The sequence below is a fragment of the Shinella zoogloeoides genome (assembly GCF_033705735.1).
GTDB classification, from domain to species: domain Bacteria; phylum Pseudomonadota; class Alphaproteobacteria; order Rhizobiales; family Rhizobiaceae; genus Shinella; species Shinella zoogloeoides_A.
The window spans coordinates 910,875-933,275 of sequence record NZ_CP131131.1; the positions used below are offsets into that span (position 1 = coordinate 910,875).

At 65.2% G+C, this 22,401-nt stretch carries 21 protein-coding genes and 1 pseudogene; 8 read left to right on the plus strand and 14 right to left on the minus strand.

Going from position 1 to position 22,401, the window contains the following annotated elements; all coding sequences use genetic code 11:
- Nucleotides 1–84: 84 nt before the first annotated feature.
- Entirely contained in the window at nt 85–1,275 is a 1,191-nt protein-coding gene (gene lhgO / locus ShzoTeo12_RS21960; RefSeq protein ID WP_318914289.1) for an L-2-hydroxyglutarate oxidase, read from the minus strand.
- A 196-nt stretch (nt 1,276–1,471) separates the two neighbouring features.
- Here lhgO and ShzoTeo12_RS21965 point away from each other — a divergent pair, with 196 nt between their 5' ends.
- Together ShzoTeo12_RS21965 and ShzoTeo12_RS21970 are read left to right on the plus strand one after the other, a co-directional pair.
- Nucleotides 1,472–2,191, plus strand: a complete 720-nt coding sequence (locus ShzoTeo12_RS21965) for a polysaccharide deacetylase family protein (protein ID WP_318914290.1) — start codon at nt 1,472–1,474, stop codon at nt 2,189–2,191.
- Nucleotides 2,192–2,296: 105 nt separating this feature from the next.
- A complete protein-coding gene (locus tag ShzoTeo12_RS21970; protein WP_318914291.1) occupies nt 2,297–3,193 on the plus strand; it encodes a fructose bisphosphate aldolase in 897 nt (298 codons plus the stop codon).
- Nucleotides 3,194–3,238: 45 nt separating this feature from the next.
- Here the strand turns inward: ShzoTeo12_RS21970 and ShzoTeo12_RS21975 are convergent, their stop codons facing one another.
- Nucleotides 3,239–3,748 (minus strand): hypothetical protein, encoded by a 510-nt coding sequence (locus ShzoTeo12_RS21975; RefSeq protein ID WP_119255840.1) that lies wholly within the window; start codon nt 3,746–3,748, stop codon nt 3,239–3,241.
- 209 nt (nt 3,749–3,957) lie between these two features.
- Here ShzoTeo12_RS21975 and ShzoTeo12_RS21980 point away from each other — a divergent pair, with 209 nt between their 5' ends.
- Complete coding sequence (locus tag ShzoTeo12_RS21980; protein WP_318914292.1) at nt 3,958–5,973, plus strand: putative bifunctional diguanylate cyclase/phosphodiesterase; 2,016 nt, start codon at nt 3,958–3,960, stop codon at nt 5,971–5,973.
- A gap of 63 nt (nt 5,974–6,036) precedes the next feature.
- Here the strand turns inward: ShzoTeo12_RS21980 and ShzoTeo12_RS21985 are convergent, their stop codons facing one another.
- The 3 genes and pseudogenes from ShzoTeo12_RS21985 to ShzoTeo12_RS28300 all read right to left on the minus strand — a co-directional run bounded on the left by ShzoTeo12_RS21985 (nt 6,037) and on the right by ShzoTeo12_RS28300 (nt 7,967).
- Nucleotides 6,037–7,056, minus strand: coding sequence for a zinc-dependent alcohol dehydrogenase family protein (locus tag ShzoTeo12_RS21985; RefSeq protein ID WP_318914293.1), 1,020 nt, complete (start codon nt 7,054–7,056; stop codon nt 6,037–6,039).
- Between the two features lie 28 nt (nt 7,057–7,084).
- The gene (locus tag ShzoTeo12_RS21990) at nt 7,085–7,480 is read right to left on the minus strand and encodes a cupin domain-containing protein (protein WP_318914294.1); all 396 of its coding nucleotides are present in this window, start codon (nt 7,478–7,480) and stop codon (nt 7,085–7,087) included.
- Nucleotides 7,481–7,497: 17 nt separating this feature from the next.
- Nucleotides 7,498–7,967: pseudogene (locus tag ShzoTeo12_RS28300) on the minus strand (cyclophilin-like fold protein).
- 326 nt (nt 7,968–8,293) lie between these two features.
- Between ShzoTeo12_RS28300 and ShzoTeo12_RS22005 the strand changes: the two are divergent.
- Nucleotides 8,294–8,767 (plus strand): VOC family protein, encoded by a 474-nt coding sequence (locus ShzoTeo12_RS22005; protein ID WP_119255835.1) that lies wholly within the window; start codon nt 8,294–8,296, stop codon nt 8,765–8,767.
- Nucleotides 8,768–8,789: 22 nt separating this feature from the next.
- Here ShzoTeo12_RS22005 and ShzoTeo12_RS22010 read toward each other — a convergent pair whose 3' ends face one another.
- Nucleotides 8,790–9,692: a LysR substrate-binding domain-containing protein gene (locus ShzoTeo12_RS22010; protein WP_318914296.1), complete on the minus strand. Its 903-nt coding sequence runs from the start codon at nt 9,690–9,692 to the stop codon at nt 8,790–8,792.
- Between the two features lie 107 nt (nt 9,693–9,799).
- Between ShzoTeo12_RS22010 and ShzoTeo12_RS22015 the strand changes: the two genes are divergently transcribed.
- A complete protein-coding gene (locus ShzoTeo12_RS22015) occupies nt 9,800–11,209 on the plus strand; it encodes an FAD-binding oxidoreductase (protein WP_318914297.1) in 1,410 nt (469 codons plus the stop codon).
- Nucleotides 11,210–11,242: 33 nt separating this feature from the next.
- On the opposite strand, the gene ShzoTeo12_RS22020 is transcribed toward ShzoTeo12_RS22015, so the two are convergent.
- On the minus strand, nt 11,243–12,724 hold the full coding sequence (locus ShzoTeo12_RS22020; RefSeq protein WP_318914298.1) for a M81 family metallopeptidase: 1,482 nt from the start codon (nt 12,722–12,724) through the stop codon (nt 11,243–11,245).
- 235 nt (nt 12,725–12,959) lie between these two features.
- On the opposite strand from ShzoTeo12_RS22020, the gene ShzoTeo12_RS22025 reads away from it, so the two are divergent.
- Nucleotides 12,960–13,823: a MurR/RpiR family transcriptional regulator gene (locus ShzoTeo12_RS22025; protein WP_318914299.1), complete on the plus strand. Its 864-nt coding sequence runs from the start codon at nt 12,960–12,962 to the stop codon at nt 13,821–13,823.
- Nucleotides 13,824–13,916: 93 nt separating this feature from the next.
- Here ShzoTeo12_RS22025 and ShzoTeo12_RS22030 read toward each other — a convergent pair whose 3' ends face one another.
- The 3 genes from ShzoTeo12_RS22030 to tauA form a co-directional block, all read right to left on the minus strand.
- The gene (locus tag ShzoTeo12_RS22030; protein WP_318914300.1) at nt 13,917–14,759 is read right to left on the minus strand and encodes an ABC transporter permease subunit; all 843 of its coding nucleotides are present in this window, start codon (nt 14,757–14,759) and stop codon (nt 13,917–13,919) included.
- Entirely contained in the window at nt 14,756–15,562 is an 807-nt protein-coding gene (locus ShzoTeo12_RS22035; protein WP_318914301.1) for an ABC transporter ATP-binding protein, read from the minus strand. The genes ShzoTeo12_RS22030 and ShzoTeo12_RS22035 overlap by 4 nt, the downstream gene beginning before the upstream one ends.
- Nucleotides 15,563–15,651: 89 nt before the next feature.
- Complete coding sequence (gene tauA, locus ShzoTeo12_RS22040) at nt 15,652–16,656, minus strand: taurine ABC transporter substrate-binding protein (protein WP_318914302.1); 1,005 nt, start codon at nt 16,654–16,656, stop codon at nt 15,652–15,654.
- A 294-nt stretch (nt 16,657–16,950) separates the two neighbouring features.
- Here tauA and ShzoTeo12_RS22045 point away from each other — a divergent pair, with 294 nt between their 5' ends.
- Together ShzoTeo12_RS22045 and ShzoTeo12_RS22050 are read left to right on the plus strand one after the other, a co-directional pair.
- Nucleotides 16,951–17,139, plus strand: a complete 189-nt coding sequence (locus ShzoTeo12_RS22045; RefSeq protein ID WP_318914303.1) for a KGG domain-containing protein — start codon at nt 16,951–16,953, stop codon at nt 17,137–17,139.
- Between the two features lie 385 nt (nt 17,140–17,524).
- Nucleotides 17,525–17,989 (plus strand): RrF2 family transcriptional regulator, encoded by a 465-nt coding sequence (locus ShzoTeo12_RS22050; protein WP_119255826.1) that lies wholly within the window; start codon nt 17,525–17,527, stop codon nt 17,987–17,989.
- Between the two features lie 9 nt (nt 17,990–17,998).
- On the opposite strand, the gene ShzoTeo12_RS22055 is transcribed toward ShzoTeo12_RS22050, so the two are convergent.
- From ShzoTeo12_RS22055 to ShzoTeo12_RS22070, 4 genes are all read right to left on the minus strand, one after another.
- A complete protein-coding gene (locus ShzoTeo12_RS22055; RefSeq protein ID WP_318914304.1) occupies nt 17,999–18,706 on the minus strand; it encodes a glutathione S-transferase in 708 nt (235 codons plus the stop codon).
- Nucleotides 18,707–18,750: 44 nt separating this feature from the next.
- Entirely contained in the window at nt 18,751–20,055 is a 1,305-nt protein-coding gene (gene pncB / locus ShzoTeo12_RS22060) for a nicotinate phosphoribosyltransferase (RefSeq protein ID WP_318914305.1), read from the minus strand.
- A 168-nt stretch (nt 20,056–20,223) separates the two neighbouring features.
- Nucleotides 20,224–21,657, minus strand: a complete 1,434-nt coding sequence (locus tag ShzoTeo12_RS22065; RefSeq protein ID WP_318914306.1) for an aldehyde dehydrogenase family protein — start codon at nt 21,655–21,657, stop codon at nt 20,224–20,226.
- 12 nt (nt 21,658–21,669) lie between these two features.
- Entirely contained in the window at nt 21,670–22,398 is a 729-nt protein-coding gene (locus ShzoTeo12_RS22070; protein ID WP_318914307.1) for an MBL fold metallo-hydrolase, read from the minus strand.
- Between the last annotated feature and the right edge of the window lie 3 nt (nt 22,399–22,401).

Sequence of the window (22,401 nt, forward strand, 5' to 3'; positions counted from 1 at the left end):
AACTTGAGTAATTAAGTCAAATTTATAATCGAACGGCAGAGATGGCCGCGCAGGCTGAATGCGAGCCCATTCCGATGATACCGGTCAGGCCGCCGTCAGCCGGTCGACGATCATGTCGGCGATGGGGATCGCCGAGGTGGCGGCCGGGGAAGGGGCGTTGCAGACATGCAGCATCCGGTCTGTCCCGGCGAAGAGGAAGTCGTGGATGAGGGTGCCGTCGCGGCGCACCGCCTGGGCGCGGATACCCGCTTCGTGCGGCAGCAGGTCGGAGAGCGTGAGGCCCGGGCAATATTTCCGGCACTCTTCCAGATAGCCGGGCTTCCACAGCGAGTTCTTCAGCTCGGTCATCGCGGAGGCGCGGTTGGCGAGGACGGTCTTCCAGAAGCCGGGGAAGAGGGCATAGTCGGCCATGTCCGCAAGGTTGAGCGAGAGCTTCGGATAGCCTTCGCGGGCAAAGCCGATCACCGCATTGGGGCCGACCGTGACGCTGCCGTCGATCATGCGGGTCAGGTGGACGCCGAGGAAGGGCAGGGCGGGATCGGGGATCGGGTAGATGAGGTGGCGGACGATATCGTTCTTTTCGGCCGGAAGGCGATAATATTCGCCGCGGAACGGCACGATGCGATGTTCGATGGAAAGGCCTGCAAGGACGGCGAGCCGGTCCGACTGGAGGCCGGCGCAGGCGACGAGCTTCCTTGCCTGCCAGCTTTCGTCCTCCGCGGTGATCTCGACCGCGTCGACCGCTTCGGAAATGCCGATGACCCGCGTCGAGAGCCTGACCTCGCCGCCGAGCGCGGCGATGCGCCGCCCCATGGCAAGGCAGACCTCGGCATAGCTGACGATGCCGGTGGAGGGCACGAACAGCGCGCCGCGACCGCTGATGTTCGGCTCGCGCTCCTTCAGCTCGCCTTCACTGATACGATGCACCTCGATGGTGTTTTCCTTCGAGCGCGCATGCAGCGCCTCCATGCGCTCCACCTCGAGATCGGAGGTGGCGACGAGCAGCTTGCCGCAGACGTCGAAGCGGATGCCGTTTTCCGCACAGAAGGCCTTCGTCGCCTCCGCGCCCTTGCGGCAGAGCTCGGCCTTCAGGCTGCCCGGTGGATAATAGATGCCCGCGTGGATGACGCCGCTGTTGTGCCCTGTCTGGTGCCGGCCAAGCGCCGCCTCCTTTTCCAGAAGCAGGAGGCTGCTGCCCGGCCGCCGCTCCAGAAGCCGCATCGCCGTCGCCAGCCCGACGATCCCGCCGCCCACGACGCAATAATCGAAAACCATGTCCCCTCCCTCGATGGCTTCCTGCCGCCTATCAGGATTCGGTGCGCAATCGAAGATGCGGCGCCTGCGCGGATGACGAAAGCCGCGCGGATGGCTATAGCGCGCACGGACATAATTTCGCGCCGCCTCGGCCGTAGTGCGGCGCGTGTTCCGCCGGAAGATGGCTCCGGCGGAGAAAATTTCGGGAGAAGGCGCGATGCGGCTCTGGTTCATTCTCGTTCTGCTGGCGCTGGCATCCCCTGCCGTCACCAAGGATCTGCGCGAGCCGCGGCTGACGATCGCGAAGGGCGGTTCGGGCCACCCGCAGGTCGCCCTGACATTCGACGCCTGCAGCGGCGGCGTCGACGAGCGAATCCTGAAAACGCTCGTCGACAACCGCATCCCGGCCACGCTTTTCGTGACGCGGCGCTGGCTCGTCCGCAACGGCCCTACCGTCAAGCTGCTGGCCGCCCATCCGGACCTCTTCGAAATCGAGAACCATGGCAGCAACCACGTTCCGGCGGTGGTGGGCGACAAGCCGGTCTTCGGCATCAAGCCCGCGGGAACCCTCGCGAATGTCAGGGCGGAGGTCGAGGGCGGCGCCAGCGCCATCACGGCGGATTTCGGCGTGCAGGCTGGCTGGTATCGGGACGCGACCGCGCGCTACAGCTCCGATGCGCTAGACCTGATCAAGTCCATGGGCTTTCGCATCGGCGGCTATTCGCTGAGCGGCGATTACGGCGCCACGGTGCCGGCCGCCAAGGCGGAGAGGATCATCGGCAATGCGCGGGACGGCGATGTCATCATCGCGCATATCAACCAGCCGGGCCGGGCCTCGGGGGCGGGTGTCGCCAGGGGTGTCCTGGCGCTCAAGGCGAAGGGCTATGCCTTCCGCCGCCTCGACGAGGTCGATACGAAAGAGGACGACCGCCGCTGACACGGTGGGACATCCGCCTGTCTCGATGATAGGCTGCGGATCGGCCGGCGGGTCGGGCGCGATGGAACGCATCCGGGGCCGCTAGCATACAACAGGGAGGCGAGCATGACCGATGCAAGGATGATGGCGCAGATGACCGGCAAGGAGGGCTTTATCGCGGCCCTCGACCAGAGCGGCGGCTCGACGCCCGGCGCCTTGCGGCTCTACGGCATCGCCGATTCCGACTATGACGGCGAGGAGGCGATGTTCCGCCTCATGCACGAGATGCGCGTGCGTATCATGACGGCGCCCGCCTTTTCGGGGGACAAGGTGATCGGCGCCATCCTCTTCGAGAAGACGATGGACGGTGAGGCCGGAGGCAAGCCGGTTCCCGCCTATCTCTGGCAGGATCGCGGCGTCGTGCCCTTCCTCAAGGTCGACAAGGGCCTTGCTGCCGAGGAGAACGGTGTCCAGGTGCTGAAGCCGATGCCCGAGCTCGACGAGTTGCTCGCCCGCGCGGTGAAGAAGGGCATCTTCGGCACCAAGATGCGCTCGGTGATCGGCCATGCCGACAAGGCCGGCATCGCGGCCGTCGTCCGGCAGCAGTTCGAGATCGGCCGGCAGATCCTTCGCCACGGCCTCGTGCCGATCATCGAGCCGGAGGTTTCGATCAAGAGCCCGACCAAGGAGGAGGCCGAGGCCATCCTGCGCGACGAGATCGCAAGGGAACTCGATGCCCTGCTTGCGGGCGAACGGGTGATGCTCAAGCTGACCCTGCCGAGTGTCGCCGGCCTCTACGAGCCGCTGGCCGCCCACAAGTCCGTCGCCCGCGTCGTCGCGCTTTCCGGCGGCTACAGCCGCGCGGTCGCCTGCGAGAAGCTCAGCCGCAACCGCAACATGATCGCCAGCTTCTCTCGGGCCCTGACGGAAGACCTGCGGGTGACGATGAGCGATGCGGAATTCAACGCCAGCCTTGCCGGGACGATCGACGAGATCTACGCCGCGAGCGTCGTGAAGGTTTGAGCGCGGCCTGGTCGGGAGCGGGTATCGCGTGCCTGCTCCCGGCGGTCATTGGCGTTGAAGCGTTATCTGGCTGGTGACGACGGTCTTTCCCGAGGCGGGGTCGCGGTCGGAGGTGGTGAGCTTCAACCCCCGCGCGCCGGTCTGCGCGACGGTGAGGCTGGCGCGGCGGTCGCCGTTTATCGGCTTTGCCCACTGGATGGTGAGGGCGAGGCTGTTGCCCTTTCGCCGGCCGGAAAGCGAGGCGGGGCCAGAGCCCGCGCCGATATAGGAGCCGCGATAGGTTCCGCCCGAGGCCTTGAGGTCGACACCTACCGCGCGCGATACGACGAGCAGGCCACGGCAGCGCCCCTTGAGCGAGAGGGAACTCGGCGACGTGGTAGAGGTGAAGGTGCAGCTTATATTGATCGGCTGCCGGTTGGTGCGGAGCCTCACCTGCCCCTTGCCGACATACTGACCTTTCAGTCCACCGAGGAACTGCGCCTCGCTGGCCTGGGCCGGCGTGAAAAGCAGCGCCGCGGCGCAGCAGATGAGACATCCCGCATTGACGTGACGCATCGCCTTTCTCCGAACCGGTTTCAAGGCCATACAACCATCGAACCTGCACGAAGTTCCCTCCGGCGGAGGGTGCCGTGTCCGCTCGGCATCGAGAGCCGCCGCTGCATCCCGATATATCAAGGCATCGGTTGAATTTCAGGGATGAACTTCAGGATTTATTACGATTCTTCCCCTTACCATAGATTGCATATGCAGTCTGAGACCTGTCCATGTTGAGAGTCGTTTCCTGCCTGGCCTATGAGCACGACTACACCTTCGTCGTCGCGGCAGCCGTCATTTGCATCATCGCCTCCGTAATGACCGTGCGATTGTTCGACCGCGCCGGCCGCCTGCCCGCCGGGCGGCGGCTCTGGTGGATCGTTCTTTCCGGCATCGCCGGCGGTGCGGCGATCTGGACGACGCATTTCATCGCCATGCTGGGCTTCCAGATTCCCATGGCGCATACATTCGATCCCCTGATGACGGTCGGATCCCTGCTGATCGCCATCGCCTTCACCGCCGGCGGCTTCTGCCTGACGGTCGAACCGCCCCGCTGGCTGCCCGCCGAGGCCGGCGGCATCGTCGCGGGCATCGGCATCCTTGCCATGCATTTCACCGGGATGGCGGGGCTGGAAGGTTCCGCCCATATTGTGTGGGACGGCGGGCTTGTCGCAGCCTCGGCTTTCTTTGCCCTCGGCTTCGGAACCCTGACGGCCCATCTCCTGGCGCGGAAACGTTCGCGTGCGAGCCGCGTTACGGCAGTGTTCACGCTGGTGCTTGCGATCTGCGCCATGCATTTCACGGGCATGGGTGCGGCGACGATCGTGCCCGACCCGCTTGCCCCCTCCGCGTCGCATACCATTTCCAACGAGCTTCTCGCCGTGCTCGTCCTGTTGACGATGGCGATGGTCGCGGGGCTGATTTTCTATGTCATGGACACGCGTTATCAGCGCGACCTCATCGAAAACTTCCGCCATGCGGCCCGGCACGACCCGTTGACGGGTCTTCCGAACCGCGCCTACCTGTCGGAACATCTGCCCCTCGTCGTGAAACGGATCGGTGAGCAGGGCGGGCAGGCTGCCGTCGTCGTCATCGATCTCGACCGCTTCAAGGAGATCAACGACGTCCACGGCCACCATGCGGGGGATTACCTGTTGCAGACGCTCGCCCGACGCTTCGCATTGCGGATGGGCAACGGTGAATTCGTCGCGCGCGTCGGCGGAGACGAGTTCATCGCGGTGAAGCATCCTGTCCAAGGCCGGAGCGACATCGACGCGTTCGTCCAGCGCCTCGTCGATTGCGTCCTCCAACCCGTCATACGCGGCGCGGACGCCTTGTCCGTCGGGGTGAGCGTGGGGATCAGCCTCTGCCCGGCCGATGCGGCGAGCGAGGAAGACCTGATCTGCCGGGCGGATCACGCGATGTATCGTGCCAAGCGCGCGGCGGGAAATGCGGTCCGCTATTACGAACCGTCGATGGACGAGGGCCGTCGCGCGCGCAGCGCGCTTGCCATGGAGCTGCGCCATGCCGTCGAGCGGGAAGAACTGGAGCTTCATTACCAGCCCCAGCTGGACCTGCGCACCGGCGCAGTAACAGGCTATGAGGCCTTGCTGCGCTGGCGGCACCGCGAACGGGGCCTGGTATCGCCGTCCGAATTCATTCCGATCGCCGAGGAGACGGGGCTGATCGTGCCGATCGGTGAATGGGTCCTGCGGACAGCCTGTGCGGACGCGGCTGGCTGGAACGTCACCCACCGGGTGGCCGTCAATATAGCGGCCGCCCAGCTCGCGCAGACGGATATCGCCGGGGACATTCACGAAATCCTGCTGTCCTGCGGGCTTTCCGCCGCTCGTCTCGAACTGGAGATCACCGAAGCGAGCCTTATCGAGGACCAGGCGCGCACGCTCCACGTCATTCGACGGCTGAAGGCGCTCGGCGTCACTATCGCCATGGACGATTTCGGAACCGGTTATTCGTCGCTGTCGACATTGCAGGTTTTCCCCTTCGACAAGGTCAAGATGGACCGCTCCTTCATCGAGAACGTGACGACCAACGCCGTCTCCGCGGCCATCGTCAAGGCGACGATCCTGCTTGCCGACAGTCTCGGCATGTCGGTGGTGGCGGAAGGCGTCGAGCGGCAGGAGCAGGCGGATTTCCTGCGGGCGGAAGGATGCCGCGAGGCGCAGGGTTTCCTTTACGGCCGGCCCCGCCCGATGTCGGAGCACCACCTCCTGCTCTGCGGATGACGGCGTCTCGCGAGGGACGCCGCGGATGGGAGCCCTTGCAGCAACAGGGCTCCCGGTCGCGGTTCACGAGAGGCGCAGCAGGGTCTTGATCGCGCGCCGCTCGTCCATGGCGCGGTAGCCTTCGGCGACATCCTGCAGAGGTAGTTCCAGGTCGAAGACCTTGCCGGGGTTGATCTTGCGGGTCATGACCAGCTCGATCAGGTCCGGCAGGAAGCGGCGCACGGGGGCCGGGCCGCCGAGCAGGTTCTTCTGAGCGAAGAACAGTTGCTGGCCGTCGATCTCCACACCATGCGGCACACCGACGAAGCCGACCGAGCCGCCGGGGCGGGCGGAGGCGATTGCCTGCGACATCGATTCCTGCGTGCCGACGCATTCCAGCACCGATTCAGCGCCGACACCGTCCGTCAGGTCCCTGATGCGGGCGACGCCCTCGTCGCCGCGCTCGGAGACGATGTGCGTCGCGCCGAATTCGAGGGCGAGGTCCTGCCGGCTCTTGTGGCGGCTCATCGCGATGATCTTTTCGGCGCCCATCTGCCTTGCGGCCAGAACGCCCATCAGGCCGACCGCGCCATCGCCGACGACGACGGCCGTGCCGCCCGGCTGCACGCGCGCGGCATCCGCCGCGTACCAGCCTGTGCCGAGCACGTCGGAGACCGCAAGCAGGCTCGGGATCAGGTCTTCGTCCGGCATATAGGGCGTCGCGACGAGGGTTCCGTCGGCAAGCGGCACGCGCAGCAGCGGCGCCTGCGCCCGCGTCATGAATTCACGGTTCTCGCAGGAGGACGGGAAGCCGAAGCGGCAATGCGGGCAGGTATTGTCCGAGCAGCAGAAGGAGCCGACGACGAACTGGCCGGGCCTGACGGTCGTCACCGCGCTGCCCACCTCGACCACCACGCCGCAATATTCATGGCCCATATGCATGGGGCCGTTCAGCGGTTGCAGCCCGCGATAGGGCCAGAGGTCCGAGCCGCAGATGCAGGTGGCGGCAAGTTTCAGGATGGCGTCGGTGGGCTGGAGGATTTCCGGCTCCGCCACCTCTTCGCAGCGGATGTCGCCGGGGCTGTAAAGCACTGTTCCAAGCATGGGGTATTCCTTTCGCGTTGCGCCTGTCTCAGGCGCCGTATTCGGTGTCCGTGACATGTTCCAGCCAGTCGACGACCTTGCCGTCCTTGACCTCCTGGAGCGCGATATGGGTCATGGCGACATCCGGCGCCGCGCCGTGCCAGTGCCGTTCGCCGGGGGCGAACCAGACCACGTCGCCGGGCCGGATCTCCTCCACCGGGCCGCCTTCGCGCTGCACCCGGCCGAGGCCGGAAACGATAAGAAGGGTCTGACCGAGCGGATGCGTGTGCCACGCCGTCCTTGCCCCCGGCTCGAACGTCACCTGCGCGCCCTGCACCCGTTCGGCGTCGAAGGGATTGAAGAGCGGGTCGATGCGCACCGTGCCGGTGAACCATGCTTCCGGCCCCTTGGCGGATGAGCGCGATCCTGCGCGTGAGATATCCATGGTCATTCTCCTGTCTGTTATCGGATGACGTCGATCTGAAGCGGGAATTTTCCCCGCGCCAGCAAGGGTTCGAAGCTGCCGTCGATACGGCCGAGCCGGATCAGGCCGCGCGACCATTGGTATTCGCCGTAGAAGAGGGCGAGGTTACCCCAGGGGCATAGTAGCAGACGTCGCCGGGGCGCTCGCCGGAAAAGCGGCCGCCGCCCGCTTCGGTGAGCTTGCGCGGCAGGTAGGCGATCTTCTCGTTATGGGCATAATCGTCGATCTGGAGATCATGGAGCGGGAGCATGGATGCGAAGTCGCGGACGGAGGAATTGTCCTCCAGCGCGGCGATCAGCGTCCGGCCGGCAAAGGCGATGCGAATCTTCATGATGCGGTTTTTCCTGCATGGATGCGGATCGGGCGGCTGGTGATGCATCTTAGGTAGCAGCAGGCGATTGGGTTGATTAGCCGTTTGATTTCGTTTGAACTTATCGATGGAGACCATAAATGCGGTGGCGAGGCGAAATCGGGGCTGGATGCGCGGGGAATTTCAACGAATTTCTGCGGTTCCGCATGGTGGCGGAGGCGGATCCGGGGCTGTTCAACCACGAGGCCAGCCCTAACTTAACGCAGACGCCCATAATCCGGCTGATGGATGGCGAATGAGCCGGTGGTCGCTTTGAGCGGGACGATCCGGGTCGGGATTTTTTCATGGGGGCTGTCGGAACGTGGCGACCTTGTTCGTCCTCTGACCGAGAGGATCCGGCAATGGGGGAGGTCTCAACCCGTGCCGGAGGCCGCTGGCAACGAACCGAGCGAAAGGAACCGACAATGTCAAAGAACGCTGTTTGCATCTGGTACGACAAGGACGCGGAAGACGCCGCACGCTTTTATGCGCAGGTCTTTCCCGACAGTGCGGTCACCGGTGTCTACCGTGCGCCGGGTGACTACCCCTCCGGCAAGGAGGGCGATGTGCTGATGGTCGAATTCACGGTTGCCGGCATCCCCTGCCTCGGGCTCAACGGCGGGCCGATCTTCAAGCATTCGGAGGCATTTTCCTTCCAGATTTCCACTGAAGACCAGGAAGAGACGGACCGCTACTGGAATGCCATCGTCGGCAATGGCGGGCAGGAAAGCGAATGCGGCTGGTGCAAGGACAGGTGGGGTATCTCCTGGCAGATCACACCGCGTGTCCTGATGGAGGCGATGGCGGCGGGGGGCGGAGAGGCGAAGCGCGCCTTCAGTGCCATGATGACGATGAAGAAGATCGACGTCGCCGCGATTGCAGCCGCCCGGCGCGGCTGAAGGCCCGCCCCGCGGCAGCGCTTCAGACGACGCTGCGCAGCCACTCGGCAAACAGCGCGATCACGCGTTTGCGGGGATGGTCAGGCCGGTGCAGGAGATAGTAACCGAGACCCGGCAGCGAGAGTTCGTGCGCCTTCACCACCTCGCCCGCCTCGAACTCCGGCGCGAGGACGACATCGCTGCAGATCGCCACGCCCTGACCGGCCAGCACCGCGGCAATGGCGTGTGCCTCCTCGCGGAAGCTGAGCCGGCAGGTCTCCGCGTCATGCGGCAGCCCCGGTTCCAGCGCGCGCGCCTTGCTCCACCAGTGGCGCCAGGTCGGGGTCTCGGGATCGATTTTCATCCAGTCATAGTGGATGCGCGGCAGGCGATAGATGTCGCGCGGCGTGGCGAGCGGTTTTCCCGCGGGAAGCAGATGGGGCCGGCAGACCGGAAAATAGGTGTCGCGCAACAGCTCCTGCCCGGCGCAATCATCCGGCATGCTGCGCGAATAGCGGATCGCGACGTCCGCCTCGCCGCCTTCGAGGCTCAGGGTTCGGTCCGTACCGATGATTTCGAGCGCGATCTCGGGCTGGGCCTCCTGCCACAGGGGGAGACGCGGTACGAGCCACCGGCTTGCGAAGGCATTCGGCGTGGTGACGTGCAGGATCTGGTGCGGCGTCTCGCAGAGCGCCGCAAACGCCGCGGTGAAGGAGTCGAAGCCGCCGCGTAGCACGGGAAACAGCATGTTCCCTGCTTCGGTCAGGCGAAGGGGACGCGGCCGTCGGAAAAAAAGCGGCTGGGCGCAGATATCCTCCAGCAGACGGATCTGATGGCTGATGGCGGTGGGCGTGACGCCGAGTTCGACCGCCGCCAGCCGGAAGCTCAGGTGCCGGGCGGCGCTTTCGAAGGCTCGCAATGCGTTGAGGGGCGGCAGTTTCCTCATGGTGCGATCATAGATGAATTCATTTCATCCATCACCTGATTTCTTTAATTTTGCTAATGTTCGCCTCCCGTGAGAGCGTCCGTCGAGCCAAGGATGGGAGAGCCGAAATGAAAGCCGACGCCCTGGAGCCTGCCGCAACTGTGGAAATGAGCCTGCGAGAGCAAACCCGGCTGCGCCGCGCACTTCGCGGCGAGCTGGTTCTCCGGGCAGATCCTGCCTACGAATACGCACGGCAAGTCTGGAATGGTCTTGTCGACAAGCGGCCCGCTGCCATTGCCTATTGCGCCTGCGCGCAGGACGTGGTCGCGGCGCTTGCCGCGGCACGGGAGAGTGGCCTGTCGATTTCCGTGCGCAGCGGCGGACACAATGTTGCGGGAAAGTCGGTCTGCGAGGGTGGGCTCGTCATCGACCTCTCGCGGATGAAGAACAGGCTGGTGGAGGATAGCCGCCTCTTTGCTTCGGCCGAAGCGGGACTGACGCTCGCCGAATTCGATAGGGCCACGCAAGCCTGCGGCCTCGCGACGACCATGGGTGTCAACGGCGATACCGGCATTGCGGGCCTCACATTGGGCGGTGGCTTCGGCAAGCTCGGCCGGCGCTTCGGGCTCGCCTGCGACAACCTCCTTTCGGCACAGGTCGTGACAGCCGATGGCAGGGTGCTCCATGCGAGCGCCGACGAGAACCCCGATCTCTTCTGGGGGCTGCGGGGCGGTGGCGGCAATTTCGGGATCGTCACCCGCTTCGATTATCGCCTTCATGCCATCGGCACCACGGTTCTTGCCGGCAGTGTCGTCTTCCCGGAGGCAAGGGCGCGGGAAGCCTTGAAATTCTATGACGCATTCGCCCGGAATGCGCCGGACGAACTCAGCCTCGATGCCGCGCTGTTCACGTCGGCGGGCGAACGGCTGTTCTCGATCTCCGTCTTCCATTCCGGCGTCCCGACACAGGCGGCGAAAGACATCGCACCGCTTTTCGCCTATGCGCAGGGAAAATCCGTCAGCGCGCATGTCGAGCCGACGCCCTATCTCGCCGTGCAGTCGGCAGGCGACGCGGTGTTTCCGCGTGGCCGCCGCTATTCGTGGAAGGCCCAGTTCATGCGCGAGCTTACCGCGGACATGATCGACGCGTTCCTCGATGCCTACAGGAAAGCGCCGGGCGACAATGCCCTCCTTGTCCTGCAGCAGGTTGGAGGCGCAATCTCCCGCGTTCCCGTTGCCGCGACCGCCTATGCCGGCCGGGATGCCGAGTTCGACTGCTTCCCCATCGCGATATGGGACGACCCGGCTGCGGATGGCGAAAACCTCGCCTGGGTGCGCGACGTATGGACCGCCGTTCGTCCCTTCTCGACGGGTGCGGTTTACGTCAACAATCTCGGAGACGAAGGACCGGAGCGCGTCAAGGCTGCCTATGGGTCCAACTACCGGAGGCTCGTCGAACTGAAGGACAAGTACGACCCTTCGAACCTGTTCTCGCTGAACCAGAACATCGCGCCCACCATGGCCGACCGGCCGGAATGACCTTCGGCGTCGAACGACCGGATGACCCGCAGGCTAGCTCTCCAGGCCCAGCGGATCGGTGATGCGCGGCCAGATATCGAGCCGGGCCTTTCGGTAGGGCGTGGTCGCCGGGTCCGTCGGATAGGAGGTCGGGGCCGCGATATAGACGATCTCGGAGGAGACCGGCTGGAAGCCGGCGTGGAAGTGATTAGTCGACTTCACCAGCAGGAAGGCCTTGCCGGTGAAATCAACGCCCTGGTTGGAGAAGATGTCGGGCTCGTAGGTCTGGGTGCGGCTGGTGATCAGCACGATGTCGATGGTCGTGCCGACCGGGCGCACCACCGCCGTGCTGCCGAGCGTCACGCGGCTGTTGCGGAAGCTCTGCCAGCCCGCCTCGAAGATGCCCTCCACCGTGACGAGAAGGTCGAGCGGCTCGCCGCCCTCCGGCCCCGACTTGCCGCCGAAGCGTAGCGCCAGTTCCGCCCCTTGCCCGGCCGCATGGCAGAAGGACACGGCGATCGGGTCCCAGATCGTCGCCACCGCGACATTCTCGAAGCCACGCTCGATCATCCGGCGCAGGATGAAGGTCGCATCCCCCGCCACCCCGCCGCCGGGATTGTCCCAGACATCGGCGATGACGACGGGGCGGTCCGGCTGCGCGGCGCGAACCGCGAGCGCCCGGTCGAGGCCGGCCTCCGTGTCCAGCATCGGCATGGCCGTCTCCCGGCGCAGGCGGTAGAGCTCATGGCCGAGCCTTTCCGCCAGCGCATCGCCCTTCGCCCTGTCGGCATCCGTGACGACGACGATGCGTGTGCCCATTTCCGGCACGTCCCCCGCCATGAAGCCGTGGATGACGGAAATCGACAGCACGCCGTCCTTGCCCTCCATGGCCTTCAGCCGGTCGACGAAGGAGCGCATCGGCTCGCGGCTCGTCGGATAGATGGTGATCATGCGGCAGTCGAATGTGGAGATGACGGGCCTGATCTCGCCCTTCAGGGTGCGCAGTGCGAGTTCCACGACATGCTCGCCGCGCTCCTCGAAATCCGTATGCGGAAATTCGAGGAAGGCGGCCATGATATCGAGATTGGCGACACGCTTTGCGGTGAGGTGGCTGTGCGGGTCGAATTCCACGGCGATCAGCACATCCGGCCCGACAAGCGCGCGGATGCGCGACAGGAAGTCTCCTTCCGGATCGTCATAGCCCTGCGCCACCATCGCGCCGTGCAGGCCGAGCACGACGGCATCGACCGGCAGCGCGGCTTCGAGCTCGCCGACGATCCGGTCGCGCAACGTCTCGTAGGTCTGGCGCTGGATGAGGCCGGCGGGCTCGGCCCAGCAGGACGTGCCCTCGATGACGGTGAAATCCTCCGCCCGCCCGCGCCGGCGCAGGATCGGCACGACGGAAGAGCAGAGCGTCGGCGTATCCGGATGCTCGCCCGGGCCGGCATAGAAGGCAGCCTTGAAGGCATTCATGTCCGTCGGCACCGGGGAGAAGGTGTTGGTCTCGGTGGCAAGCGAGGCCGTGAAGATGCGCATGGTGACGGGTCCCGATGAATGGCGCCAGCCTCCGCCGGCTTTTCTTGTTATTTATTTTCAATCATGCGACTCTTTGCAAGAGATTTCTGTGAGGATGGATGGCGAAAATGCCGAGATAGGAAATTGAATTTCACGCATGGCGTCGTATTGATGCGGTTTCTGCCTGTGCTATGACCGTTTGGCACGTGAAATTCATTTTCAGGAAGGCGAGGGCGGCCTTGCCGGCGGAGCACGGATGGACCTCTTTCATGCATTGACGGACGAGGAGGGCGGCCTTTCGGGGCTGGACCGGACGCTTGCGGATTTCGTGCTGGAGAATGTCGATTTCGTCATGCATGCCTCCATCGGCGAGCTTGCCGGGCGGGCCGGCGTCTCGCCGCCGACCGTGACGCGGTTCTGCCGGCGGCTCGGATGCAAGGGCTTTCCGGATTTCAAGGTGCAGCTCGCGCGGCTGGCCTCCGTCGGCCTGCGTTATGTCCGGCCGGAAGTCCTGACCGAAACGCCGCAGGAGGTCGCCGACGACGTGCTGGCGAATGCGCAGGCCGCGCTTTACCAGTTGCACCGCCAGATCGACCTTGCCGCGCTCGAAAAGGCGGCGGGCCTGTTGCGCGGCGCGGATTTCATCCTCGCCTTCGGGGCAAGCGGCAATTCGTCGATGGTGGTTAACGAGCTGCACAACCGGCTGTTCCGGCTCGGCTGCCGCATTTCTGCCTCGAACGATCACAACATGAATGCGATGCTTTCCGCCGCCGCCCGGCCGGGTACGGTGGTCTTCGCCTCGTCCTTCACGGGGCGCGACACGGCCCTCGTCCACTGCCTCGACCTGTCGAGGCAGCGTGGCATTCCCACCGTCGTCGTCACCCAGAGCCGTTCGCCGGTCGCCGAAGCGGCGGATGTGGTGATTGCGGTCGACCTGCCGGAGGGGACCAACATCTTCCGACCGACCTCGACGCGCTATGCCTATCTCGCCGTCGTCGACATGCTGGCGAACCTCGTCGCCTATGCCGACAGGCCGAAGGCGCTGAAGACCCTACGTGCCATCAAGGAAGAGCTCGTCAGCCACCGCGACGGCGACGACCGCCAGCCACTCGGCGATTAGAGCAATTCCAGCAAAAGTGTGAAGCGGTTTTGCGTCCGGAATTGCGTTAGAACGTTTTTGCGATTCGAAGAAAAGCAGAAATGCTCTAAAATCTCAGCGGTGCGAGGCCCAGGGCACGAGCCGCCGCTCGATCTGGCGCGCGATGGCTTCCAGCAGGATCGCCACCAGTGCGATGACGACGATGCCGGCGATCACGACATCGGTGACGAGGAACTGCGCGGCCGACTGGATCATGAAGCCGATGCCGCTCGTCGCTGCGACGAGTTCGGCCGCCACCAGTGTCGTCCAGCCCGCGCCGAGCGCGATGCGGATGCCGGTCAGGATCGAGGGGACCGCGCTCGGCAGCACCACGTCGGACAAAACCTGCCGCCGGCTCGCGCCGAGGGAACGGGCGGCGTTGACATGGTCCTTCGAGACGCCGCGCACGCCGGCCGATGTGGACAGGATGATCGAGGGCAGCATGGAAAGCGCGATGACGGTGATCTTCGAGGCCTCGCCGATGCCGACCCAGATGATGATGAGCGGCAGATAGGCCAGCGGCGGCAGCGGGCGCAAGAACTCCACCACCGGGTCGAGGATGCCGCGGCCGATCCGGCTCGTGCCGATGGCAAGGCCAGCCGGGATGCCGATCGCGATGGAGGCGGCGAGCGCGCCGAAGATGCGGGTGAGGCTGGCGCCGAGATGCTCGGCGAGCGTCGCATCGACGAAACCGGTGACGACGAGATTGTAGATCGCGACCACCACCTGCCGGGGCGAGGGCAGGAAGACCGGCGAGACCAGCGCATGGGCGGCGGCCAGCGCCCAGAGCCCGACGAGCACGGCGACGGTGATCGCGGAGATGGCCGCGACGGGCAGCGGTCGCCGCTCGGCGCGCTCGCAGGGCGGGTCCTTCGCCGGAACCTCGGGCAGGGACGTGACATCGGTGGAGAGGGTCATGCGGCAAGCTCCTCGTCTGCGCCGGAATGGATGAGGCCGGTGAGGCCGGCATGCATGCGTTTGAAGAGCGGCGAGGCCTTCACGGCGGATACCGAGGCGCCGTTCAGCACCTCCGCATTGAAGCCCGCCTCGATCTCGGCCGTCAGGCGTCCCGGATTGGGCGAGAGCACGACGATGCGCGTGCCGAGCAGCAGGGCCTCCTCGATGCTGTGCGTGATGAGGATGGCGCCCGCGCCGCTTTCGGCCTTTATGCGCAGGAGGAATTCCTGCATGCGGGTTCGGGTCAGCGCGTCCAGCGCGCCGAGCGGTTCGTCGAGCAGGAGGAAGCGCGGCTCCGCCGCCAGCGCCCGCGCGATGCCGACGCGCTGGCGCATGCCGCCGGAAAGCTCCCAGATGCGCCGGTCGCCGGCCTCCGCAAGCCCGACGCGGGCAAGAAGCGCATCGGCCCGCGCCCGGCGCTCGGCAAGCGGAATGCCCCTCAGCTTGAGCGGGAAGGCGATGTTGTCGCGCGCATCGAGCCAGGGATAGAGCGCATCGTCCTGGAAGACGACCGCGCGGTCGGCGCCGGGGCCGCGCACCGGCTCGCCGTCGAGCGCGATGGTGCCGGCGCTCGGCGCGATGAAGCCGGCCGCAAGGTTGAGCAGGCTCGTCTTGCCCGAGCCGGAGCGCCCGATGATGGCGACCAGCTCGTCCGAAGCGACCTGCAGGTTGATGCCGTCGAGGACCAGCTTTTCGCCCGCGCCGCCCCGGCCCGGCCTTGCCGGGTAGCGCAGCGCGACGTTGCGGAATGTCAGGATGCTCATGGGCCCTCCAGGGGTGGTTCCGTGGTGTCGGGTGATGGCCCGGCGGCACTTTCGCGCCACCGGGCCCGTCGGCCGCAGGGATTCAGGCGTCAGTAGGCAAGCTTCGTCGCGTCCGTCACCCAGCGGGTGGAGACGTAGGGCGAATAGTCGGAAAGGGCCGCGGGGATCTTGCCCTGTTCCAGCAGGAAGGCCGAGGTGTCGGCGACCGCCTTCACCGTGCCGCCGCCGAGCAGCTTTTCGCCGGCCTGTTCTTCGAGCGTCGGGAAGATGTAGCCCTTGAGCAGCGCCGGCACCTCCTCCTGCTTGGCGCCGGTGAGGCGGGCGATCTTCTCGGCTTCCGGCGAGGTGGCGTTCCAGGCGTCGGGATCGGCGCGATAGGCGGCCGTCGCATCGCCCGTCACCTTGACGAAGGCGGTCACCACGTCCGGGTGTTCCTCGGCGAATTTCTTGCTGACGATCCAGGCGTCGAAGGTCGGTCCGCCCCAATCCGCGACGTCGGCGGAGGTCGCCAGGACCTTTCCGCCCTTCTTCAGCTGGGCGAGCACCGGATCCCAGACATAGGCACCGTCGATGTCACCGCGTTCCCAGGCCGCCGCGATTTCCGGCGGGCGCAGGTTGAGGATCTCGACCGATTTCGGATCGACGTTCCAGTGCTTCAGCGCGGTCAGCAGGCTGTAATGGGCGGTCGAGACGAAGGGCGTCGCGATCTTCTTGCCGGCAAGGTCCTCCGGCTTGTCGATGGATTTCACCGCGAGCGCTTCCGCCTCGCTGATGAGGCCGACGACGAAGATCGTCTCGATGGGCAGCTCACGGCTGGCGGCGGCGGCAAGTGGCGAGGAGCCGACATAGCCGATATCGAGCGAGCCCGAGGCGATGGCGGCGATCACGTCCGCGCCGCCGTCGAATTTCTGCCAGTTGATCTTCGCGCCGGTCGCCTTCTCATAGGTGCCGTCGGCCTGCGGAACGCGGGACGGCTCGACGATCGGCTGGTAGCCGATGTTGAGCGTCACGTCCGCGGCATGCGCCGCGCCGAGGGAAGCCGCCATGGCAAGGGCGGCGGTCGCGGCGAGCAGGGCTCTGCGGGTAATGGTCATGGTCCTCTCCTCAAGTTGCCGTCGCCCGAAATCTCTGCGGCCGGTTTCTAAAGGCTATATAATCAATAAATTTAGTAGAGAAATTTTCGCCTCAATTTACCGGCCGTGCGGCAATCGCTTTTGCGTTTCCGGCGGAAGGATCGAAATGACGACTCCCCGGGCCGCTCTCTGCGTGCCGGTGAGATCGGCCGGATCTGCATCACGATATGTTTCAGCGGGGAACGACCGCCCTCCGTTTCGGTTGACTCCGCGCAAGCGAATGAACGCCTGCATTTGAAACCCAGGAGAAGCATTATGCCGAACCAAGGCGGAACCCATGAACAGCATGTGAAGGCTGGCCAGCAGAGCCACAAGAACGAGGATCGCAAGGTCGAGGCCTCCGGCAAGCACGACCAGAACGACGGTCAGCGCGGCGGCAAGGGCAACTTCGCGGAAGACCGCGAACGGGCCTCGGAAGCCGGCCGCAAGGGCGGCAAGCACTAACCTTCAACTCCAGAGGGTCCGCCGCCGCAAGGTGGCGGGCCTTTTGACGCCTGTGTGCCCAACCCGGCGCGAATCGATGCGAAAAGCGGCGCTACGCCGCAGATGAAAGCCATTTGCCGCCGGAAGGCATCGAAAATGATGCCTATTGGGCACGTTCAAGGCCAAAACGGCCGGAAAACGGCGGTCTGGGAGCTGAAATTCCTTGGTATTTGCCGCTCTGATAAATTATACCGTTTTTATATGTTTTTCGCACTTCGGTGCCTAGAATGAGCCGGAATCACCCGTCATGGGTGAGCCGATCGATCTTCCCGAAGACGACGGATGAAATCGCCGGGCGCCAGCGTGCGTCCACGCTGCCGCACATGCCGATGGAAAGCAGGCCGAAATGCTGACGAAAAAGGGAAAATACGGGTTGAAGGCGCTGGTCGACCTGGCGCGCCTCGCCCCGGGCGAAACGGCTTTCGTCAGCGAGATCGCGCTGCGCAACAACATTCCGAAGAAGTTTCTCGACACCATCCTTCTTGAACTGCGCAATGCCGGCATGCTGCGCTCGAAGAAGGGACCGGGCGGCGGCTATTCCCTGTCCCATCCCGCCTCGGAAATCCGCATCGGCCACGCCATCCGCGTCCTCGACGGGCCGCTGGCGCCGATCCGCTGCGCAAGCCGCACGGCCTATGAGGCCTGCGAGGACTGCGCCGATCCGGAAGGCTGTCAGGTCCGGCGCGCCATGACCGAGGTGCGCGACGCCATCGCCTCCATCCTCGATACGATGACGCTCGAACAGTTCGTCGCCGTGCCGGGCGCGGCCGCGATGATCGAGGAAGAGGAACTGGAAAAGCGGGTCGGCTGACCCGCTGCCTTACGGATCCAGTTCGGGATAGTGGCGAAAGAGGTCGCTCTCGTTGGGCGCAAGGCGCCTGTCGCTGGCAAGATAGGCCGCGATCCTCGGCAATTTCTCCACCCTTTTGCAGACCGCGTCGATCTTGCCGTATTTCGGTCCGAGCCGCTTCATGAGGTTCGGAAAGGCATAGGTCAGGCCGCTCATCGCCTGGAAAAGCGAAAGATCCGCATAGGTGAGATGGTTGCCGACCAGATGCGCCGGCCCTTCGGGGTTGCGCGCGAGGATCGTCTCGAACCAGTCGAGGAACTTGGGAACGCGTTCCTTGCGGAATTCCTCCGCCCGCCGAAGCGATTCCGGCTTTTGCTCCTCGTAATATCGCCCCGCGCCGATGGGGTGGTGTACGTCGTGCCCCTCCAGCACGAAATCGGCGATGGTGAGCTGGATCTGATGCGTCCATAGCCGAAGGCGCTCGTCCTTCGGCGCGAGGTCCAGCCGGTCGCCGAGATAGAGAAGGATCACCGCCACCTGTCCGACGACGAGCGAACCGTCTTTCAGGAAGGGCGGGGCGAAGGACGGCGTCGCAAGCGTCCTGCCGACCTCCGCGATCACATGGTCGCCTTCCTTCCGCGCCACGTCGCGGTAGGGCGCCCCGGCCGCCTCCAGCGCCAGGCGGGCATATTCGCCGCGGCCCTGGATGCCGGTCCAGTAGTAGAGTTCGTAGGTCATGGCGCAGAAATGCGGCAGCGAGCTTTCGGTTCCACCTGGTCGCCTCAGACCTCGACTGGCCGCGCCGTCTGCTCGGTCACGCCGAAGACGCGGCGATAGCGGGCGATTTCCGCCGGATCGCCGGTCGCCTTGACCGGATTGTCGGAGAGCTTGACCGCGGGGCGGCCGTTGGCGCTCGTCACCTTGCAGACCAGCGAGATTGGATCGAGCCCGTGGCCGCCATCGGGATCGCAACCGCGGAAGTCGTTGGTGAGGTTGGTGCCCCAGCCGAAGCTCATGCGCACGCGGCCGTGGAAGTGCCGGTAGGTTTCCTCGATGGTGTCGACATCCATGCCGTCGGAGAAGATCAGCAGCTTTTCGCGCGGGTCGCGTCCCTTGGCGCGCCACCAGTCGATGATCTGCTCGCCGCCTTCGATCGGCGGCGCGCTGTCCGGGCGGAAGCCCGTCCAGTCCGCCACCCAGTCCGGTGCATTGGCGAGGAAGGCGGTGGTGCCGAAGGCGTCGGGCAGGGCGATGAGGAGGTTACCGTTATAATGTTGCCGCCACTCTTCCAGCACTTGGTAGGGCGCGTGGGCGAGCGCGTCGTCGCCTTCGGCGAGCGCGGCGGCGACCATCGGCAGCTCATGCGCATTGGTGCCGATGGCCTCGAGATCGGCATCCATGGCGAGGAGCACGTTGGACGTGCCGATGAAGCGGTCACCGAGCCCTTCCTTGAGGGCGTCCACGCACCAGCGCTGCCACAGGAAGCCGTGCCGGCGGCGGGTGCCGAAGTCGGAGATGACGAGGTCCGGCAACTGGCGCAGCCGCTCCACCTTTTCCCATAGCCGCGCCTTGGCGCGGGCATAGAGCACGTCGAGCGCGAAGCGACCGCGATCGCGCATCGCCGCGCGCGACTTCAACTCGTTGATGATGGCAAGGGCCGGGATTTCCCACATGGTCGTGTGCGTCCACGGCCCGTCGAAATGCAGCTCGTACTGGCCGTCGACCTTGCGCAGCTCGTATTCCGGCAGCTGGAAGGTCGAGAGCCAGGCGATGAAATCCGGCCCGAACATGCGCGCCTTGCCGTAGATGCTGTTGCCGGCGAGCCAGATCAGCTCCTTCTTGGTGAAGCGTATGCCGCGGGCATGGTCGAGCTGGGCGCGAAGCTCGCCTTCGTCGATGATGTCGGCGAGCCGCACGCTCGTCGTGCGGTTGATCAGCGAGAAGGTGGCATTCACGTCCGGATGGAGCTGCCCGATCATCTGGAGCATCAGCAGCTTGTAAAAGTCCGTATCGAGCAGGCTGCGGACGATCGGGTCGAGGCGGAAATTGTGATCGTAGGTGCGGGTCGCGATATCGTTGACGGCCATGCCGGCTCCTGGCGATGGGACTGGGCTTGCCGGCTGGGAGGGACCGGCGGGTTCGCGCCAACCTCGTTGATCGAGGCCCCGATTGCAAGCCGCAGGCCGCTTCATCCGCCGGATGTGCAAAGGAAAACGGCCCGGAGATATCTCCGGGCCGTTCGTATCGAGTGCCGGTCAGGCCGCGTCCGGCCGGTGTACCGTCTTCACTTCAAGGAAGTCCTCGAGGCCGAACATGCCGCCTTCGCGGCCGTTGCCGGACTGCTTGAAGCCGCCGAAGGGGCTGCCGTAGCGGTGCGGGCCGCCATTGATGTGCACCATGCCGGCGCGAAGGCGGGCGGCGACGCGCTCGGCGCGGTCGGGATTGCCCGTCTGCACATAGGCGGCAAGGCCATAGGCGGTGTCGTTGGCGATCGCGATGGCTTCCTCTTCCGTGTCGAAGGGGATGATCGCGAGAACCGGGCCGAACACTTCTTCACGCGCGATGCGCATGTTGTTGTTCACATCGGCGAAGATCGTCGGCTTGACGAAATAGCCGGTCTCGAAGCCGTCGGGCTTGCCAGGGCCGCCGACGAGAAGCCGCGCGCCTTCGGCAACGCCCGCCTCGATCAGCGCCTGCACGCGGCCGAACTGGATGTGCGAGACGAGCGGGCCGATATGGCCGCCTTCCTCTTCCGGATTGCCGACGGTCGCTTCCTTGCCGGTGCGCTCGGCGATCTCGACCACCTTGTCATAGACCGAGCGCTCGACGAGCATGCGGGTCGGCGCGTCGCAGGACTGGCCGGAATTGTTGAAGCATTCCAGCACGCTGCCGGCGACGCGGTCTTCCAGGTCGGCGTCGGCGAAGACGATGTTGGGCGACTTGCCGCCCAGTTCCAGCGTCACGCGCTTGACCGTGTCTGCCGCATCCTTGCTGACGGCGATGCCGGCGCGGGTGGAGCCGGTGAACGACATCATATCGACGTCCTTGTGCTTCGAGAGCGCCGCGCCGCATTCGATGCCGTCGCCGTTGACGAGGTTGAACGTGCCCGCCGGGAAGCCGGCCTCGTCCACCATCTCGGCATAGAGCATGGCGTTGAGCGGCGTGAATTCAGAGGGCTTCAGCACGCAGGTCGAGCCCGTCGCCAGCGCCGGAACCACCTTCAGCGCGATCTGGTTGATCGGCCAGTTCCAGGGCGTGATGAGGCCGCAGACGCCGATGGGCTCGCGGCGCACGACGTCGCCGTTCGGCAGCACTTCGCGGCTCTTGAGGCGCTTCAGCGCATCGATGAAGCCCTGCAGGTGGCCGACGCCGACATCCGCCTGCTGCTCGGTGCTCATGCTGATCGGCGCGCCGAGTTCGAGCGTGATGGTGCGGGCCATCTCGTCATAGCGGCGCTTGTAGATCTCCAGCAGCTTTTCGAGCAGAGCAAGGCGCTCGTCCACGCTGGTCTGGCTGTAGGTCGCAAAAGCCTTCCTGGCGGCGGCGACGGCGCGGTCGATATCGGCGGCGGTGCCCATGGTGATGACCGCGACCGGCTTTTCCGTTGCCGGGTTGATGACCTGGAGGTCATTGGGCTTCAGCGGATCGACCCACTGGCCGTCGATGTAGAATTTGCGCTTGTCGAGCATGCTTTTCTCCCGTCACTTCTGTTTTTCGTCGAGCCAGCCTCTTATGAGCTGGCGATAGCGTTCCCCGCCGAAGCTTGGAAAATGGCCACCATGCACCAGCCGCACCGGCAGGGTCAGGAGCCGTTCCATCGAGGCGATATAGTCCGTCAGGTCGGAGTGGTAAGTGTCCTCGATCAGCGGGCCATCGTAGATGATGTCGCCCGAGAAGAGAATTTCGGTTGCCTTCTCGTAGAGCGCAATACCCCCTGGGGAGTGGCCCGGCGTATGGACGACCTCGAACTGGCGGTCGCCGAGATCGATCATGTCGCCATCTTCAAGGATGCGCGTCGCGGGCGCCTTCTTCACGGCGTAGCATTTCGAGCAATAGGGCTCGGGCGGCAGCGCGTCGAAGATCTCGTCGGTGACGTAAGGGTCGGCCAGCGTGTTCTCCCGCGTCGGATTGGCGAGAAGGCCGGCCTCGGCCGAATGCACCGCGCGGCACTCGAATTCGTGGTGGCAGCCGATATGGTCGAAATGCGTATGGCTCGCCACCGCGATCAGGTCGCGCTCCGTGACGAGCGGCACCCATTGCCTGAGCGAGACGACGCCCATGCCGCTATCGACCAGCATGTCGCGGTCGCGCCCGCGGATGTGCCAGACGTTGCAGCGATAGAATTCCTGGATATAGGGCTCGCAGATATAGGTCACGTCGTCATCGAGGCGACGAACGCTGTACCAATCCTCCGGCCGGATGCGTCGCATCGA